Below are 17,779 nucleotides of genomic sequence, written 5' to 3'. Positions count from 1 at the left end.
ACTTCGGAGAGTTAACTAATCACTAATTCTTTGGCGTGCTTTTTCCAGCTCTTCTTGCATCCAAGCCGTATTAGGGGCCAGGTCTAAAGCATAGGTGAGATCTGTAACGGCGTCTTCAAAACGACTGATGAGTCGATAGGCTCGACCACGATTACCATAAGCCAAAGGATTCTCAGGATTGAGCACTATTGTTTGAGAATAATCAGAGATTGCTTTCTGGAACTGACCCAATTCAACATAGACGTCTCCGCGCTGAGTATATGCCATCTCAAGATTAATGCTTCCCCAATTTCGATTAGTTTGAATAGCTTGAGTAAAGTTTTCAGACGCGGCCTCCCAATCACTAAGTTTGCTATAAGCCTCTCCTCGCCGATAATAAGCACCAGAATAATTGGGGTCGAGGTCGATTGCCTGGTTATACTCTGAAATTGCTCCTTCAAACAGACCCGATCTACTTAGAGCGTTCCCACGACCAACGTAAGCTTGAGAAATGACATCAACGTTTTCAGGAGCGATGGCAATTGCTTGATCAAATGCTAAACCTGCCTCTTCAGGCTGACCAGATTCAATATGTATGAAGCCTCGCAGCACATACGCTTGTGCAGTCGCATTTGGATCACCTGAACTTAAAGCAATCGCCTGATCAATCTCAGAACTTGCTTCTGAGTACTGACCTAGCTGCATATAAATCACTGCTCGATAGCTATAGGCGCTGACAATGTTAAGAGCACCCCAATCTTGATTGACCTCAATAGAGCGATTAAATGCTTCAAGGGCTTCTGGTAGTCGGCCCAGTTTTTGCAAAGCCTCTCCTCGATTGTGATAAGCAAGGGAATAATTGGAGTTGAGATTGATTGCTTGATCAAACTCTGAAATTGCTTCTTCAAACCGACCTAGTCCACCTAGAGCATTTCCCCGACCGATATAGGCTTGAGGAATAACATCGGCATTGTCAGGAGCGATGGCAATTGCTTGATCAAAGGCTGAAACTGCCTCTTCAGGCTGACCAGATTCAATATGTATGAAACCTCGCAGCACATACGCTTGTGCAGTTGTATTTGGATCATCAGAGCTTAAGGCAATCACCTGTTCAAGATCAGAAATTGCTTCTGAATATTTGCCTAACTGAATATAAATAACTGCTCGATAGTTATAAGCACTTGCAATGTTGAGAGCGCCCCAATCTTGGTTGCCCTGAATAGAACGATCAAATGCTTCAAGGGCTTCTTGTAGTCGGCCCAATTTTTGCAAAGCCTCTCCTCGATTGTGATAAGCAAGGGAATAATTGGAGTTGAGATTGATTGCTTGATCAAACTCTAAAATTGCTTCTTCAAACCGACCTAGTCCACCTAGAGCATTTCCCCGACCGATATAGGCTTGAGGAATAACATCGGCATTGTCAGGAGCGATGGCAATTGCTTGATCAAAGGCTGAAACTGCCTCTTCAGGCTGACCAGATTCAATATGTATGAAACCTCGCAGCACATACGCTTGTGCAGTTGTATTTGGATCATCAGAGCTTAAGGCAATCACCTGTTCAAGATCAGAAATTGCTTCTGAATATTTGCCTAACTGAATATAAATAGCTGCTCGATAGTTATAGGCACTGCTGATATTGACAGCACCCCAATCTTGATTGATCTGAATGGAGCGATCAAATGCTTCAAGGGCTTCTGACAGCCGACCCAGGGTTTGTAGAACCGTTCCTCGATTGAGATAAGCAAGGGAGTAATTGGGTTTGAGATTGACTGCCCGATCATACTCTGAGATGGCTTCTTCATACCGACCCAATCCACTCAAAGCGCTCCCACGACCAAGATAAGCGTAAGGAGCGACATCGATATTTTCAGGGGCAGTGGTAATTGCTTGGTCAAATGCTGAAATTGCCTCTTCATACTGGCCGGATTCAGTATGTATGAAGCCTCGTAGCACATACGCTTGTGCAGTCGCCTTTGGATCATCTGCGCTTAAGGCAACTACCTGTTCAAGATCAGGAATTGCTTCTGAATATTTGCCTAACTGAATATAAATAACTGCTCGACAAGTCAGGACATAAGCATAAGTACTGGCATCATTAATAGCAAGAGTCTCTGCTTGATCAAAATCGCTAATTGCTTCTTCAAAGTTATTTAAAGATGACTTGATTAAGCCTCTTGTAAAATAAGCTAAAGAATAAAATTGATCAGGGTTTAGAGTGATAACTCTATGGGTATTTTGATCAATAGAGAAAGCTAGTTCAATAGATGAAGTTGCTTCTTGCGGATGACCGAGCGTATACTGCGCAAGTGCTTGGCCAATATAAGCATAGGGATTAACTTCATCGGGACTCAGTGCCACTGCGGCTCTAAAATGCGCAAGCCCATCCTCTACCTCTCCTATTTGTAGTAGGGCTAAACCTCTATAGACTAGAAAATCTTTATCATTTGGATTTGTTTTGAGTATTTGCTCTGTAATATCAAGAACTAGCGGATTAATTTTTTCATCAAAGATATCAGTGCCACTAGATGGTCGCAGATTCTGACTCCTGCTCATTCCTCCACTAATGGCGGCAATATCAAATGTGGAAATGATAGAAAGAGAAAATCCTTCTTCACTCGCTGTAAGAAGATTTTCAAAAGCACTTTTGAGGGCCTCTAACGCAGGTGAATAATCTGGACTGATTTCCAATGCTTTAGCGTAGGACACAAGAGATTCATCAATTTTATTAGCCCCCAACAAGACATTGCCTTTGTTCGTCCATGCCTGATAGTATTCTTTGTTGAGTTCAATAGTATAGTCATAAGCTTGGATTGCCTCTTCTACCCTTCCTAGAGCTGCTAAAGCATTGCCTCTTCCAAAATGAGCTAAAAAGTTATCTGGGTCTAGTTCAGACGTAACTCGCTCAAAATGTTCTAGGGCTTCTTCATGCCTTCCAATCTGATTCAGAAATTCTCCTCGTACAATCCATACAGCCGAATTTTCAGGATTCTCATCCAAAATCTTGGAAAGCTGCGAAAGGGCATCATCGCGCGTTTCCTCATTGGCAAATTTGAACACTGCTTCAGTTACTGGAAAGACATCTTCCAAGTTCCGCCGTTGCTGGTTAGCTCTAGCTTGCTCCTTATTAGCTCTATCGCGTTGCTCCTCCGACTCTTCCCTGGCAAGCTCAACCTCTTGCTTTGTACTTTGTAAAGTTGTTTCTGTTAGCCCTAATGCTAATTGCGTTTCTTTTAAATTTCCTTGAGTATGGTTTAGGGTTTGCTGGGCTTCTGTTACCACTACTTCGAGAGTAGTATTTTCTTTCGTTAACGTTTGGTTGTTGTTTTCTAGATCATTGTTCTCATCTTCTAACTCTACATTTTCTAGTGCCGTTTCCTGAAGATCAGCTACAGCATCCTTTTTCTCTTCAATTGCCTGATCCCTTGCCTCGACAGCCTTCGCTTGTAAATCTACTGCTCTCCAGGCCCCGAAAGCTAATACACTCAATAGGCTAAGGCCCACTCCAATTACCCAGCGGAAAAGTCGCCGTACCCGTCTCAATTCCTGTCGAGCTGTTTCTAACTGCTGATTAATGCGTTCTAATGCCTGATTTCGCTCTGCTAGCTGTTCATTCACCTGAACCACAGCTGCTTGGCTATATTCGAGTTCCTGCCGCAGCCCTAGCTTCTGGCTCTCCACCAAATACTGATAGTCTTGCTTGCTAAGGCTTCGCGCCTCAGCCCATTCCAATGCTGCCTCTAGCTTTGCTCCTTGCAGCAAGTAAGCATCTGATCGTGGTTTGCTCTGCAACCATGCATAAATATCCGCTGCGTAAGGACGCTGGCGTGCTAAAGCCGCAGTTACCCAAGCTGTGGAGAAAATTGTTTCGTAGATGCGGTTGTGAGGATGTAAGGTACGACTATGTTCAATTACGATGCCTGAGAGGCGCAGTTCAATCTGCTCGGGACGGCTGCTTGCCAGAACTGTTTCCCCAGACAAAATCTGCTGATATAGACCCAATCGCTCTCCTACAGTCATCTCATCACGAAAGAGACGATCTCGTATGGTTCTCAAATGCTCTGGTACATCTTGCGCTTCCCAGTTATCAATAATGCGAACTTGCACTAGCTGTGAGATTGCTGTTTCTTCCTCACCATCAGGAATCCTGTCCAGCATTTGAGCTAATCGGCAGAGCTTCTGGGTTAGAAACGGTTGTCCGTTCGTCCAGCTAAGAATTACCTGTAGAACAGCTTCAGGATTCTCAGCGATTCCTTCTAGACCTCCGATGAGTGGTTCTGCCTCATCAAGTTGAAAGCCACGGAGAGAAATGCCGTGACCAATATTGAAAGGTGTACGGGTTTTATCTCGAATCAGATCAGATGGAGTAGCTACGCCAAGGAAACAAAAGGTCAACCGTTGATAAGCAGGTTTATCAGCTCGTTGATTATAAAAGTCACGAATCAGAGTAAAGAAATCATCAAGGGAAAAGGATAAGCTCTGAACGGTATCAACTTCATCAATGAAGATAGCGACGGGCTGAGAGAGCTCTTCCAGTAGAAATGTTTCAACAAATTCGCCCAATCGCTGTACTGAAGAGATTTCATCCCGCTCACGCCACCATTGACGGAAGTTGACTTGAGTCGTCAAGTCAAAACTATTCCAAAGCTTGCGGACGAAACCGGCATACCATTGATCAGCCGTGACGTTTTCATCTCCCCCAATCTGTGTCAGGTCAATCGCCGTACAGGATACTCCCTCCGCTTCTAGGCGCTGCATCACTTGCACCCGCAGGCTAGATTTCCCCATCTGGCGGGAATTCAGCACATAGCAAAACTCCCCAGCTTTAAGCTTTTCGTACAGCTCATCATCCGCTTGTCGCTTTACATAGCTTGGTGCATCAGCAGGTAGACTGCCCCCAACCTGATAGTCATAGCTCATGAGTTGGCTCTCCCTACATTGAGTCGGTCAGAAAAATATCTTCGATACAAATCACACCGGGGAATGACCTCATTGCCCTGCAAATGCACAATCCCCATGCTGTGCAGCTGAAATGCCTGAATCGGTTCCAACCGAACAGGGCCAGCCGAAGCCACCACTCGTCTAGCGGCCTCAGCCATCTCCACCCGCTGCTCCAAATTCCACCAATGGCGACGCAAGTGGTCGCCATACGGCCCAGCCTCTGTTGGCGCGATAGTGAGCAATTTATCCAACGTCGTTTCCTCTCGCGCCACCTGATATAATGCCACTCGCACTAAATAAGGATGTCCCCCCACCATTTTCATTAGTCGGGTGACCGCTTCCTCATCCCAATTCAGTCCGTGCCTATGGGCCAAATTCAAAACCTGCTCCGGCAGAAATTCTGACAGCTCAATCGGTAAACCCACGTTAAACGGTGACTGGTTAATATTCATCGGAATGTAGACTTCGGTAGAATGAACCACCACGAGCCGCAGCTTCTTCCATAAAGCATTTGTTTTAGCCGATTCATGCCACGCCCGTAACAACCCCATAAAATCAGCTGCAATGTTGGGATGCTCAAACACCATGTCTACTTCATCCAATCCCAACACCAGAGGCTTAGAAATTTCCGGCAGCAAATACTCTTCCAGATACGCCGTACAGTTATCCTTACTGCCAAAAATCTCGTCCCAGTAGTCATTGAGCTTATTGGGCAACCGTAATCGCCGCCCCACGCTGGCGCAAAACCATCGTAGAAATTTGTCTAAATCTGAAAAGATAGCAGCATCCGCTAATTGGAAGCTGAGAGGTACAGTTAGGTAATCGCTCTCCTCCGCATGGCGCAAAATCCGGGACATCAAAGATGTCTTCCCCATCTGACGCGGAGCCTTGATCCGGATTAACGCTCCTGGCTTCAGCACTGTTTCATAGCAATTCTTTTCTATCGGTGGCCGTTCTAAGTAATAGAGAGAGGTTAAGTCCACTTGTCCACCTGGTAGCTCTGGCGGAGCCACAGGCGATGGCGGAGCATTCGGTTGTTCGGTCAGAGGCTCTGTAATAGTCTCTGAAGCTGCGGGTTCCTGAAAGGGAGTGTTGCGATTGCCCAAAATTGCCAAAATTTCCTGCAAAATCTGAGCCGTATCTTCGTCAGACTTCCACTCCCGCTGCTGAATCCGGTTGAGATAGCCTCGCAAGTCATAGTTCAGCGGAGAGGACAGCGGAAAATCCACTCGAACGGGCAGGATTCTCGGCTTTCCAGAGTCGCGATTATCCCGCAGTTCCTTCGCTCGCCGGACTTCCTCCGTCACCATCTCGCTCGTCGCTGACTTAGGCGACAGCAAAAGTAAAAAGTAATCGCACTGCTCTAGCTCTCGGTCAATGCGCTGCGACCAGTTATCCCCCAACCGGATACTCTCCGCAGCCATGAATACCTCATGACCCTCTGCCTTAAGCACTCTGTAAAACTTTTCAGCTAGGTCACTATCGGGCGGTTGACTGCGATAGCTAATGAAGACTCGTGCAGATGTGGTTGATGGCTCAACAGGTAGGGTTGATGGCCGAGGGTAGTGAACCAAGGTGATCGCCCCACCCATGCCCGCATGAATCACCTCCTGCCCACTCGTTCTCAGTTCCCGCTCTACAAAGCCAAACAGGTCATTACTCGTGACCGTCTCCTGCACCGCATTCTCGGCAGATAAGCCTTTCAAAATGGCTGTGGTAAAAATGCCATGTTCTTTTCCCTCCCGCGCTCGTTCAAAATCTCGGCAGGCCGCAATTAGACAGGAATTTTGCTTATGGCTGAGGATTGTTTGAGTAGGTTGCAAAAGGCTCCGCTGCTCTTCCAACAAAGAGCCGGCGTAGCAGCAGTCCATCATCACGACCAAACTGCTCAGCTCCGCTTGACCCATCAACTTATTCAACGAAGCAAAGGGAATTGCGTTCTGCCCATCTTTGCTCGCGTTAGAGGTAGCTAGATATCCGCTCTCTTCTCCAGTCAGCGCGTCAGACACACGGAAGCCATGTCCGGCGAAGTAGAGAATAGCCTCCTGGTTCTTAGCTCGCTCTCGAAAGAAGGATTTCAGTTCATTGCCAAGTTCAGTGTGACTGAGGGATTTATCAGGGGTTAACGCCCACTGATTTTCTCCGACCAGCGTCCTGGGCAATCGCGTCACTCTATACTGATGTTGCTCTAGCAGCCGGGCAACTGCCTCTGCATCCTTGGCCGCACTTTTTAAGTTGCCGAAGTGGTCGTATCGGTCTAGACCGATGACGAGCGCGTACTTTGCCATAGCCCTGCTGGTGCAACTGCTAGGTAATTCCTTCAGCTGATAGTAGCCTCATTACGCTCAGGAGGCTGTATCAGCAGGTTACTCTTTAGATTCTGCAGCGGGGAACTTGCATTTGACCTGAATCTTAAACGCTCCCTCAGCCGACCCTTCGGCCAAGATGGGCATTCCCGCTTTGCCCGCAATCTTTAGATTGAACTCCAGGTTCATCTCCTCAATTTCTGCCAGGCTAAAGTTCACAAACGCCCCGATAGCGTATTTGGCATAGCCCCGGATGGTGCTGTGAACTTTTTTCATGTCGATGGTGGGTAAGCTGATGTCTCGATACCCTTCATCTCCATCAGGTTCTACATTGGCAAGCTCACCCGGCTCAATATAGAACTCGTATTCTTCACCGTCGTCATCTTTGACCACAAACTTCTGGATATCAGTCATGGGGCATCCTGGCGAGCGTCTGGTGCGATTATCTCAGACTTGCCGCTTATTTGCTCCGGGCACGAGCCTTATTACCAGATGGGTCCTCAGGCAAGCAACTGTAGCAGGATCCATGGTTACAAGAACATTTATGATTGACAGAACCCTTATCTGGAGGGCTTTATAAACTACCGCTCTAGATTGTCTTGGTTTCTCTCAGCACCTCTTGAGGGGCTTCTTGTTAGAGTAAAGTTAGTTTGAGCGGCAAGCCCCCAAAAACCCCTATCACTATTGAGATTTTGTAAGGGGGACTGGTTCGGGCCAAAGGGGCTACATCCAGCTTCACTGGGGTTTTCCTTGGCCCTAGATCTTCTCGCTCGCTCGACCAAAGCATCCAGATCCTCATAGGCGTAAAGCTTCAGGTCGTGCTTCACCCGGCTCACCGCCACATAAAAGCTCTCCCGCCCCACATAACGATCCAACGCCCCAATCACTCGCTCCGCCGACTTGCCCTGGGCCGCATAGGTCGTACTGACCAGCGCATAATCCAGATGCGCCAACTCCGAACCCTCGAAACACCCCACCTCTCCGCGCCCCCAGCGAATCATCACCTGCCCCTCCTCCAAGCCCACCACCTCAAACTCCTGGCCATTCCGTCGCCCCAGGGCATGGTCATTGCGCGTCCACCGCAGACGATCGCCCACCGCAATCTCCATCCCCTCCACCTCATAGACCGACTTCCGCCGGATCTGGGCTGGATCCACCTGCAATGCCGCCCCGGCTTGCCCTCGCAGCATCAGCCCATTGCTGTGGCTATCCGTCGCCAGCACCTCGTAGCGCTGCCCCTTCTCCAACCCCAGCCGCTTGTAGCTGGTCTGGGGAATCAGCACATTCCCCGGCTGAAAATGGTGGGCATAGCTCGCCTGGGTTTCCGTCAAATCCCTCGCCTTCAGCCGCTTTACCGTCAGACTCTGCCCTAGGGTGCCGTCTGCTTTCAGACCATCGCGCACCAGCTGGGTGATCGCCAGCCGCTCCTGGTTGGTGCCCGCCAGCAGCAGCGTTTTCTGGCGCTCCTCTGGGGCTAGGGCGAGATAGTCGCGGGCGATCGCCGCTGCCCTCGCCTCCTGACTTCTCACCTGCTGAATGTACGACTTCAACTGCCGCACCCCAGCAGCGATTTCCCCAGCGGCAATCAGGTCTACCCCCGCCTTAATCTGCTGGTTCTTCTGCCTCAACGACTGAGTGAGGTAGGCCGTCGCCATCCCCGCCTGCTGCAAACTCTTGAACGGGTTCCCCGCCTCCACCGCCGACAGCTGCCGGGTGTCTCCTACCAAAATCACTCGGGCCTGCTGCTCTTGGGCTTTGGTCACCAGGGCCAGTGCATCCTTCGCACTCAAGAGCCCCGCTTCATCTACGACCCAGACTTCGGGCTGAGCCAGGTTGGGTTCCACCGGTTGAGCACACAGCAACGCCGCCACCGTTTCCACCGGCTGAATCTGGGCCGAGTCGCCCAACGACTTCGCCGCCTCCGCACTGGGGGCAAAGCCCCGGACGGTGTAGCCCTTGGACTCCGCAATCTGGCGAAACTGGTTCAGGGCATAGCTCTTCCCCGCCCCGGCCACCCCCTGCCAAGCGATGAAGCGATCGCGGGTGGTGGCCGCCAACATCACCCCCTGCACCTGGCCCTCGGTCAACCCCTGATCGCGCAGATGTGCTTCCACTAGGGCTGGGGTGGCAATACTCCCCACATCTCCCCGCCCCTCCAACACTGTGCGAATGGTTTCCAGCTCTCGCAGAACCGCCGTCTGAGTGGTCAGCCGCTGGTCATGGGTGTGAATCACCTCCGGATCGGTGTCCAAGGTCTGCTGTACGTCATCAAAGAGCTGCTGCCCAAGATGGTTCTCCAGGGCAAACCGCTCCACCTGCTCGCGCTGGAACACCGCCTCCCGCTCAGCGCAGTGGGTCAGCCCGGCTTGAGTGCCCCGCTTTGGCTGGCTCTGCCAATCTATCGGCTGGGGGTGAGGGTGCTCCAGCTTCAGCACCTGGGCCTGCTGCTGCCAGTAGGTGCGCAGCTCTTCCCGAGGAATTTCCTTGCCCTTTGGAGCACGGGTCATCAGGGTGGCCAGCTCTCGCTCCTGGGCTGTGGCGTTCTCCTCCACCGCCGCCAGAATCTGCTCCCGCCGTTTGGAGAAGGTCTGGAGGTCTTCTGCTTGATACCCCCGGAGTTCAAACTGACCATTCGCCCTCGGCTCAATGCCATAGCCCAGGCGCTGCACCTCCACTGCCAACTCGTTTTGGTAAATCATCCCCAACAGCTTTTGCTGCTTGAAGAGGATGTCGTTGTGGAGCGATTGCCAGCGGCCATTGGCCAGTTGCGTGGCATTGATCACGACGCAATGGGTGTGCAGCTGCGGATCCTTCTCGCGGGAGGTGTCGTGGTGGAACTGGGCGACGATTAGGTTGCCGGTGCCGACTGCCTGCCGTCCCTCCGGCGTCCGCACCCGCGTTTGGGCATAGCGCTCCTCGATGATGGCCAGGGTACGAGTAACAGCAATGCGATGGGCTTGCTCTATCGCTTCATTCCCCCCGACCAGGGCCGCCAGGCTGATGCTTTTTGGGGCACTAAAGGTTAAATCCAGCCCAGCCCGATGACGCTCCGGGTCAATCTTTCGACCCGATAGGGTCTGGTGCCCCTGAGGATGAGAGCCATGGCGCAGATTTTTGAAGTCGTCTCCTTGCACCTGACCTGCTAGCCCCAGGCTCTTGGCCCCCGATCCCCACCAACCAGAGTGAGCCTGGTTCTCTTCGTTGGTGTAGTAGTTCTCGGCGGTGTAGTAGGTTTCGCCCTGGTTGGCGCTGATCACCGTCAGGCTGAGCATGGCTGACCTTCTAGCCCTCTACCAAACCCTGGCGCTTGCGGATTTCTTGAATTAGCGCCTTGCGATTTTCCAGCGCCTGCGGCCCCCGAGCATTGGCCTGCTCCAGGGCAATGGTCTCCAGCAAAATCTGGAGCCCCTGAAATTGCACTTGCAGCAGCTCCATCCGGGCCTTCAGGTCATCTACCTGCCGTTCCAGTTCGCGGCGCTGCTGACCATCGCGCATCATCAGGCGAATGATGCTGGCGGCGGGTAGGCCCAACCGATTGGCCTCTTTCTCGACGATCGCCGCCTCTTCAAGGGGCAGCGAGACGCTAAATCCTTTACCCATGAGCTTTTCCGTGAATTCGTCAGTGATTCGTAAATGACCGGCCATTGGCCCCCATACCTGGAACCCCTGATATTGCTGGGTTTCAGCAACCCCCTGGCCCAGGGCTGGGCGTGGTGTGTGAAACGCGGAGCTACGAAACGCAGTGGAGTGGCGTAGCCCCCAGGCCAGCCCATCAGGCTTTTGCCGGGGCATTCCCTGGGGAGAAGACAAGGGGTAACAATCTCTGTTTTAGCTCACAGAAAATGTCAGTTCTGCTCAGCCTATCGAGCTGCAAACTTTGTTTTTATTCATCACTAAAATGATTAATTTTCGTCTCTCATAGAAATCTCTCAACCAGCAAGTCGTGATTAAGTCGTTATCAAGTCGTGAATGACTGGGTGATTCCAGGCTTGCCTTGGATTCTGGACAGACAAGTCGTTATCAAGTCGTGAATAAGTCGTGAATGAAATTCACCAGTCATCAAAACGATGATGGATTTTGCTGAAGATAACAATTCAGTCGTTATTAAGTCGTGAATAAAACCGACGACTCAGAATACAGATATCGATCAGAAAACTTGAAGACATTCTTACGTCTTCACGATGTTGATTAAACGCTGTCATTGGCATTCAAACTATGACCCAGATCATCCAGACCTACATCGACATGGGCAGCTCTGCCACCAAGTGCCTCTACTGGCAGGGCCAGCCCTACCTGCTGCACCTTGACCCCCAGGTGGCTCGGTTGAACCCCGCTCGCCTTGATCGGCTGATGTTGGGCGGGCTGACTAGCCAAGAACCCGAGGACAGTGCCTATGTGATGGTGGGCAATAGTGCCTATGTCATTGGGGCGTTGGCGATCGCCCAAAAAGGTGACTCAGGTCTGGCCCTACCGAAACGCGATCGCGCCGTCTACAAAATCCTCGCCACCCTCGGCGTCATTGCCGAGAAAACTCTGGCCGCTCAGGACACCGATAGCTCAGGATGTGAGTTCACTGCTCAACTGGGCCTGCTGCTGCCATTGGAGGAATACTGGCAAGACCGCAAGGAGCTGAAAGCCCAGATTCTGGGAGCCATTTCAGACTTCAGCTTTCGAGGTCGGTCTCTGTTTGGGCAGCTAGAGCGCATCGAGATGCAGCCAGAGGGGGCCGGGCTTTACTTGGCCAAGGGGTTGCAGCTGGCCAGGGCCGGGGTGGGGATTCGCGACTCCACCGTTGTCGTCCTGATGTTTGGCCACCGCAATCTCTCCATTCTCACCTTCGAGAAGGGCAGCACGCCTCAGGAAACCAACAGCACCTCCCAGGGGCCAGGGTTCGTGGAATACCTGAAGCAGTGTGCCACCGAATTACCCGGTGTCGCCCCCGACGACCCGGCTCTGCTGGAAGCGGTTTTGCAAGGGCACCCCACCTTTCACGTCCCAGGCCGTAAGGAAGCTCTCGATCTGACCAGAGCCTGTAGCTATGCCCGTGAGTTTTATCTGGATCGGGTGAATCAGTTTCTGGTTGAGTGGCTGCCCTCGGCTGAGGTGGATGTGATTGTCGGCGGGGGTGCGGCCTATTTCATTCGGCCAGAGCTAGAGCAATTTTTTGACCAGCGAGGTCTTGCTCAGCAGATCACCTGGGCCGAGGCCCTGCGACAGGAGATGACCGATGTGCTGCGAGGCCAGGATGGCACGGCTGAACCCGACTTGATCACCAGCGTCCGCTGGGCCGATGTCTATGGGTTGTTCAAAACGTTTATGTACAGCGCCAAGCCAACCCAGGCGCAATAGCGCTGTAGTCAACTCGGACAGACCCAAGGTAAGGACTCAGAAGTAATGACTCAAAAGCCAGAAATGAAAGCTCGGATTCAGTACTCCAGCCGAGATGAGCTAGATATGGCGGTTATCGGTTACTGCCGAGGAAAATCGCGCCACGACCTCCACGCCCGTATGCGATCAGCGCTGAATGGCTGCTATGGGCCGTTTGCCATGGCAGCGGTTCAAGCCCCCAAAGATGAAATTCGGCGGCAGGCTGTGCGATCAATTCAGCAGTTGACGAATCAGATTCTAGAAATCAAGGAGCGGTTTCTCCCAGAAATGGAAGCCTTCGACGATTCGATAACGCTACCCAAGACAGCGCTCTCACTGGGTAAGCCATACCCACGACATCTACCATCGGCCAATAGCTCCACGGCATCCACCCCAACAGTACCCATCAAAACCCTGCCCGACCCAGGGCCGGTGGATCAGCCACTGCGGGAGTTCTTGGGCGACGATGCCGCCATCATGGCGGGGCTGAATCCTTTCATCAATGACTTGACGTGAACCCGCTGCGCCCCAGAACACCTATCCCCGTTGACCGCCAGACCCAGGAGCAGATCGCGGGGACGGCGGTGCTGCTCCTGGAGCGATTTTGCCGCGACCAACCTCGGGGGCAGCGGGTGTTTGAGGGTAAGAGGACGTTTTAAAAGATCTGAGGGGTCAAAAATTATGCCAACCGCCTGACCATAATACGGATCATGGCCAGGTAGATGAGGGTCTCTGAGGTTTCGGGTAGCAGTTCATAATCTCGCACCAAACGTCGGCACCCCATCAGCCAACCGAGGGTACGCTCCACCACCCAGCGTTTCTTGAGCAGCACGAACCCTTTAGTTTGTTGAGGTCGCAGCACGACTTGGAGAATCCAACGACAGGTATCCATCACCCACATCATGAAAGCAGGGCCATCAAAGCCCCCATCCGCCCAAATAATGGTCAGTCTCGAGATGGCAGGCCCCATCGCTTTGACGCGCTTGAGGAGTTGCTTACCCCCCTCACGCTCCGGCACACTGGCGGCGGTGACCAGCACCCGCAGCACCAAGCCGAAGGTATCGACGCCCAGAAACCGTTTACGTCCTTTAATCTTTTTGCCCGCATCATAGCCAACGGCCTCATGCACCATGGCCGCGCTTTTCACGCTCTGACTATCGATGACGGCTTCTGACGGTTGAGGGTGTCGGTCTTGCTCAATCCGAGTCCACTCGCGCAAGTGGTCATGAATGATGATCCAGGTGCCGTCCTTGCGCCAGTTCCGGAAGTAGGTGTACACCGTCTGCCATGGCGGAAAGTCTCCCGGCAAGGCCCGCCAACGGCACCCTTCTACCAGGAGATACATCATGGCATTGAGCAGCTCCCACAGATCCACGCTGCGGGGTCGTCCGCCTGGTTTGGCCTCAGGCAGCAAGTCACTCAGCAGCTCGTATTGGGCACGGGTTAAATTGCTGGGGTAGTCTTTACTCATCGTCTCACTCCGGCATTGCTGACTTCTATCTGCAACTTACACGGAGTGAGCTTTTTTACCCACGGACCGACTTTTCAAACACCCTCTAAGCAGTTCTACACGATTGTGGAGCGGGGGCGCGATCTGAATATCGAGTTTAGGGGCGATGCCCACCATTTGCCGGAGACGATTCTTACGTTGCGATCGCATAGGCAGGGTGGGCAGACGTTTTACGAAATTGAGTCTTGGCTGACGCAGGCAGATGTGCAGCGGTTCACGCTGATTCGGCAAGAGCTACAGCGAGACCTTTCACCAGTAAGCCCAGGAAGACTCCGTGGGCAGGCTATGAAGGGGGCTGAAATCTAATCCCCAATCGACGTTCTAGAAGCGGAGGCAGGCTATGGCGTGGGCGGAAAAATCTGCGAGTTTGAGACCGCAGCTGCTGCTGCTGCGATCAGGGATGCGCTGAACCCTGAGGCGATCGAGGAGGTGGTTGTTTTGGCGGTTGAGGGGTTGGCGTCGTTTTTTAGGCCGATGGATGGCATGGAAGCGTAACCACCGTTCGCGGAGCCTAGCTGACCAGGGCGAAAATCATCATTGTCCTTGCCAGACTACAGAATGGCACTTGGGTCTTCAATCAAATTCGACGACTGACCCTAAGTTAAAGCCGTGAGCCACGAAAATGGTTTCAATTCGTTCCTTGGGAAGCCAGGTTAGGTGGGCAAACTGACCTGCAAGACCATGAAGCGTAGTGCGTGATCGCGTCCTCGTCCCAGGGTTGTGCAAGCTGGCTTGCTGATCTCGGGCATCATGAGCCCGGAGGACAAATTCTGCCAGCATCCGCACGTCACCGGGCCACAGGATCTCTATCTCCTCTAGTTGGGATAAATACACGGGTTTCGGTCTTCTCACAGGCGCTACCGGCAATTTCTTTGGAAGTATCATAGCGATAAGGTTTTCTTTGCCGCCGTGAATCGCACCCAGCTCTTTGATGCCCTCAGCAACCTGCCGCCCGCCGCCTTCGAGCGGCTGCTGATTGTGGTGAATATGCCCAGAATGAATCGAACCGGAGCGGCGGCAACCATCGGCGACCAGGTAAGCGCTCTGCTGGGCTGGGCCGAGAGCTCTATCGGACCGGGGGTAGAGGCGATCGCGCGGCATCTGACCGAACTCAATCATTTCGAGTTTGATGCCTACCTGCGATCGCTCATCGCTACTTACGAGAAATGGTGGGAGTATTACACCCTGACGGATGCCGTCGGCAGAGTTGAGCAACCCGCGCCCGAAAAGCCCTCCGTGTTTGACTTTGGCTTGATGGTAAAGACCGTTGTCAAAGAAACAGATAGCCCTGGCTCTGACCCGCGAGCGGAGGAACGGGAGAAAACTGAACGGCTGCCGGTGCTGGAGGGGATTCGCAAGTATGCCGATGACCATGTGTTGCTGGTGGGTCGCCCTGGTTCAGGCAAGTCTACGGCGTTGATTCGACTGCTTTTGGAAGAGGCAGCCCACTCTTCGAGAAGCGCAGAGCGCTACACCCCCAACCCCTCTCCCACTTTTGGGAGAGGGGGGTCAGAGAAGATACCGGTATTGGTGGAGTTGCGCTATTGGCAAGATTCCATTGAGGGTCTGATTCAGGGGTTTCTGCAACGGCACGGGATGACGTTGGATAGCTCTACCCTGTCCACACTGCTAGGCCAAGGGCGTTTTTTGCTGCTGATTGATGGCTTGAATGAACTGCCTTCGGAGAGCGCGAGAGCCCAACTGACAGCCTTTCGGCGGAACCACCCTAAGGTGCCGATGATCTTCACCACTCGGGATCTGGGGCTGGGGGGCGACCTGGGGATAGAGAAGAAGCTGGAGATGCAGCCGCTGACTGAGCCGCAGATGAAGGATTTCATTCGCGCCTATGTGCCCGACCAGGCGGAGGCGATGCTGCGGCAGTTGAGCGATCGCCTGCGAGAGTTTGGCCAAACCCCGCTGCTGTTGTGGATGTTGTGCGAGGTGTTTCAGCAGTCGCCCAGTCGGCAAATGCCCACCAATCTGGCGGAGGTGTTTCGGATATTTGCAAAGGGGTATGAAGAAAGTGCCCAACGTAAACATGAAGTGGCGGTTTTGAAGGGGGATGTAAAGCCATTGAGCGATCGCCGCCTTTGGAAAGAAGCCCTCAAAGCCCTGGCAGCCCTAATGATGCAGGGCGAAACCCCGGTCGATTTTCGCGTGGCGATTCACCGGGCTGAAGCCGAACGCGAACTTGGAAGAATTTTTGCCAATGAGAAATTCCCTACCCGCGATATTCTAGACGACCTGCTCAAGTATCACCTGTTGCAAAGAAGCACTACAGACCAAATAGGATTTCGCCACCAACTTATTCAGGAATATTATGCTGCAGAATACTTACTGCCCAAGTTACCAGAACTAAGCAATGAGCGACTCAAACGAGATTACCTCAACCTTTTGAAGTGGGCAGAAGCGATCGCCCTCATGCTGGCCCTGGTGGATGACGAAGCCCAGTCACTGCGGGTGGTAAAGCTGGCGATCAATGATGTGGATTTAATGCTGGGGGCGCAATTGGCAGGAAAGGTAAACCTCAGATTCCAGAAGCAATCAATTGAATTGATAAGTGGTTTTACCTTACCCGATTGGTTAAAGGTAAAAGTACTAGAAGCAACACAAACTGATGAAGTAATTCCCGAGTTGCGTAAAGCAATCAAGAGTCAGGATCATCATGTATCTAGGAGTGCAGAAGTAGCGTTAACAAAACTAGGGAGTCAGGCAGCTATATCTGAACTTAGACAAGCACTGGAAGAAGTTTATCCTAATGAGCCTTTTAGTGTAGCAGCCGCAGTGGTAGACCTAGGCGGCAATGTACTTACTGAAGATCTGCTTAGAGATCTTCAAGACAAAAATGCTGATGTACGTAAGATGGTGGCACAAGCATTAGGTGAGTTAGGCGATGAGACAGCTATTCCTGAACTGATTTCGACTCTTAATAAAGATAGAGATTCTTCTGTTCGCTTTAGTGCTTCAGTAGCACTAGGTAGACTGAGATCCGAAGCAGCTATTCCTGAATTACTCAAAGGTCTTGAAGATGAGGAACTGCACTGGGAAGCGGAAAGAGTGCTACAAGAACTGGGTAGTGAAAAAGCTATCCGTGGATTGATTAAAATTCTGGATGAGCATGAAGATTCCGCTGTTCGCAGTAGAGCCGTGAAAGTGTTAGGAAATTTGGGTGGTGAAGAAGCTATTTCTGGATTATTGAAAGCTTTTAAGGATCAAGATTATCATATCCGTTCTGGCGCAGAAAGAGCGCTGGAGGAACTGAAAAGCGAGACGGCTATCCCAGAGCTGCTCAAGTTCCTTCAAGATGAGAACCTCGATGTTCTCAGAAGCGCTGCACATGTATTAAAAACGTTGGGAAATGAAACAATTATTCCTGAGTTGTTCAAAATTCTTAAGGAAAAGTTATCCCATGGGCTTTTCAACACAAAAGGGGAAATAGAAATATCTGGTTTGTTGGTTAGCCTAAGTAATGACGCCAGGGCCATTTCATTCTCAAGGAAGGCTGAGGATGCTAGAGTTTCAGGCTGATCACCTTTTCGCTAAGGCTTATGCATCTTCCCTCGCAATCCTCTGCCGTTGGCTCGAAACCTAGCCTTGAGGCACGGCCTGAGAGAATTGAGATTCTCGAAGCCTTCGCGGACCTGCCGGATGTGCGTAAGGCATCTGGGAAGCGGCATCA

Annotated in this window: 12 protein-coding genes; 6 read left to right on the top strand and 6 right to left on the bottom strand. The window is 51.8% G+C overall.

Annotation, left to right across the window (positions count from 1 at the left end; genetic code table 11):
* Positions 1–15: 15 nt before the first annotated feature.
* The 5 genes from LEPTO7104_RS38980 to LEPTO7104_RS40755 form a co-directional block, all read right to left on the bottom strand.
* On the bottom strand, positions 16–4,896 hold the full coding sequence (locus LEPTO7104_RS38980) for a tetratricopeptide repeat protein (RefSeq protein WP_017302168.1): 4,881 nt from the start codon (positions 4,894–4,896) through the stop codon (positions 16–18).
* Complete coding sequence (locus LEPTO7104_RS36070; protein ID WP_017302167.1) at positions 4,893–7,205, bottom strand: AAA-like domain-containing protein; 2,313 nt, start codon at positions 7,203–7,205, stop codon at positions 4,893–4,895. Before LEPTO7104_RS36070 ends, LEPTO7104_RS38980 begins: the two co-directional genes overlap by 4 nt.
* A gap of 78 nt (positions 7,206–7,283) precedes the next feature.
* Positions 7,284–7,637 carry a CU044_2847 family protein gene (locus LEPTO7104_RS0129445; RefSeq protein WP_017302166.1) on the bottom strand — a complete coding sequence of 118 codons (354 nt, stop codon included), beginning with the start codon at positions 7,635–7,637 and terminating at the stop codon, positions 7,284–7,286.
* A gap of 167 nt (positions 7,638–7,804) precedes the next feature.
* A complete protein-coding gene (mobF, locus tag LEPTO7104_RS36065) occupies positions 7,805–10,495 on the bottom strand; it encodes a MobF family relaxase (RefSeq protein WP_017302165.1) in 2,691 nt (896 codons plus the stop codon).
* A gap of 10 nt (positions 10,496–10,505) precedes the next feature.
* Entirely contained in the window at positions 10,506–10,823 is a 318-nt protein-coding gene (locus tag LEPTO7104_RS40755) for a hypothetical protein (RefSeq protein ID WP_035985554.1), read from the bottom strand.
* A 615-nt stretch (positions 10,824–11,438) separates the two neighbouring features.
* On the opposite strand from LEPTO7104_RS40755, the gene LEPTO7104_RS0129430 reads away from it, so the two are divergent.
* The 3 genes from LEPTO7104_RS0129430 to LEPTO7104_RS40750 are packed head-to-tail and all read left to right on the top strand — an operon-like array spanning position 11,439 to position 13,249.
* The gene (locus LEPTO7104_RS0129430; protein ID WP_017302163.1) at positions 11,439–12,572 is read left to right on the top strand and encodes a ParM/StbA family protein; all 1,134 of its coding nucleotides are present in this window, start codon (positions 11,439–11,441) and stop codon (positions 12,570–12,572) included.
* 45 nt (positions 12,573–12,617) lie between these two features.
* A complete protein-coding gene (locus LEPTO7104_RS0129425; RefSeq protein WP_017302162.1) occupies positions 12,618–13,106 on the top strand; it encodes a hypothetical protein in 489 nt (162 codons plus the stop codon).
* Complete coding sequence (locus LEPTO7104_RS40750; protein WP_155523990.1) at positions 13,103–13,249, top strand: hypothetical protein; 147 nt, start codon at positions 13,103–13,105, stop codon at positions 13,247–13,249. The genes LEPTO7104_RS0129425 and LEPTO7104_RS40750 overlap by 4 nt, the downstream gene beginning before the upstream one ends.
* 20 nt (positions 13,250–13,269) lie before the next feature.
* On the opposite strand, the gene LEPTO7104_RS0129420 is transcribed toward LEPTO7104_RS40750, so the two are convergent.
* Positions 13,270–14,061, bottom strand: coding sequence for an IS5 family transposase (locus tag LEPTO7104_RS0129420; protein ID WP_017296610.1), 792 nt, complete (start codon positions 14,059–14,061; stop codon positions 13,270–13,272).
* A 45-nt stretch (positions 14,062–14,106) separates the two neighbouring features.
* Between LEPTO7104_RS0129420 and LEPTO7104_RS0129415 the strand changes: the two genes are divergently transcribed.
* The 3 genes from LEPTO7104_RS0129415 to LEPTO7104_RS36060 all read left to right on the top strand — a co-directional run bounded on the left by LEPTO7104_RS0129415 (position 14,107) and on the right by LEPTO7104_RS36060 (position 17,628).
* A complete protein-coding gene (locus LEPTO7104_RS0129415) occupies positions 14,107–14,406 on the top strand; it encodes a hypothetical protein (RefSeq protein WP_017302161.1) in 300 nt (99 codons plus the stop codon).
* Positions 14,407–14,445: 39 nt separating this feature from the next.
* A complete protein-coding gene (locus tag LEPTO7104_RS40745; protein ID WP_017302160.1) occupies positions 14,446–14,595 on the top strand; it encodes a hypothetical protein in 150 nt (49 codons plus the stop codon).
* A 414-nt stretch (positions 14,596–15,009) separates the two neighbouring features.
* Positions 15,010–17,628: an NACHT domain-containing protein gene (locus tag LEPTO7104_RS36060; RefSeq protein WP_017302158.1), complete on the top strand. Its 2,619-nt coding sequence runs from the start codon at positions 15,010–15,012 to the stop codon at positions 17,626–17,628.
* Positions 17,629–17,779: the final 151 nt, after the last annotated feature.

This window comes from Nodosilinea nodulosa PCC 7104 (assembly GCF_000309385.1).
GTDB lineage: Bacteria > Cyanobacteriota > Cyanobacteriia > Phormidesmidales > Phormidesmidaceae > Nodosilinea > Nodosilinea nodulosa.
This window is presented reverse-complemented; position numbering and strand designations above follow the sequence as displayed.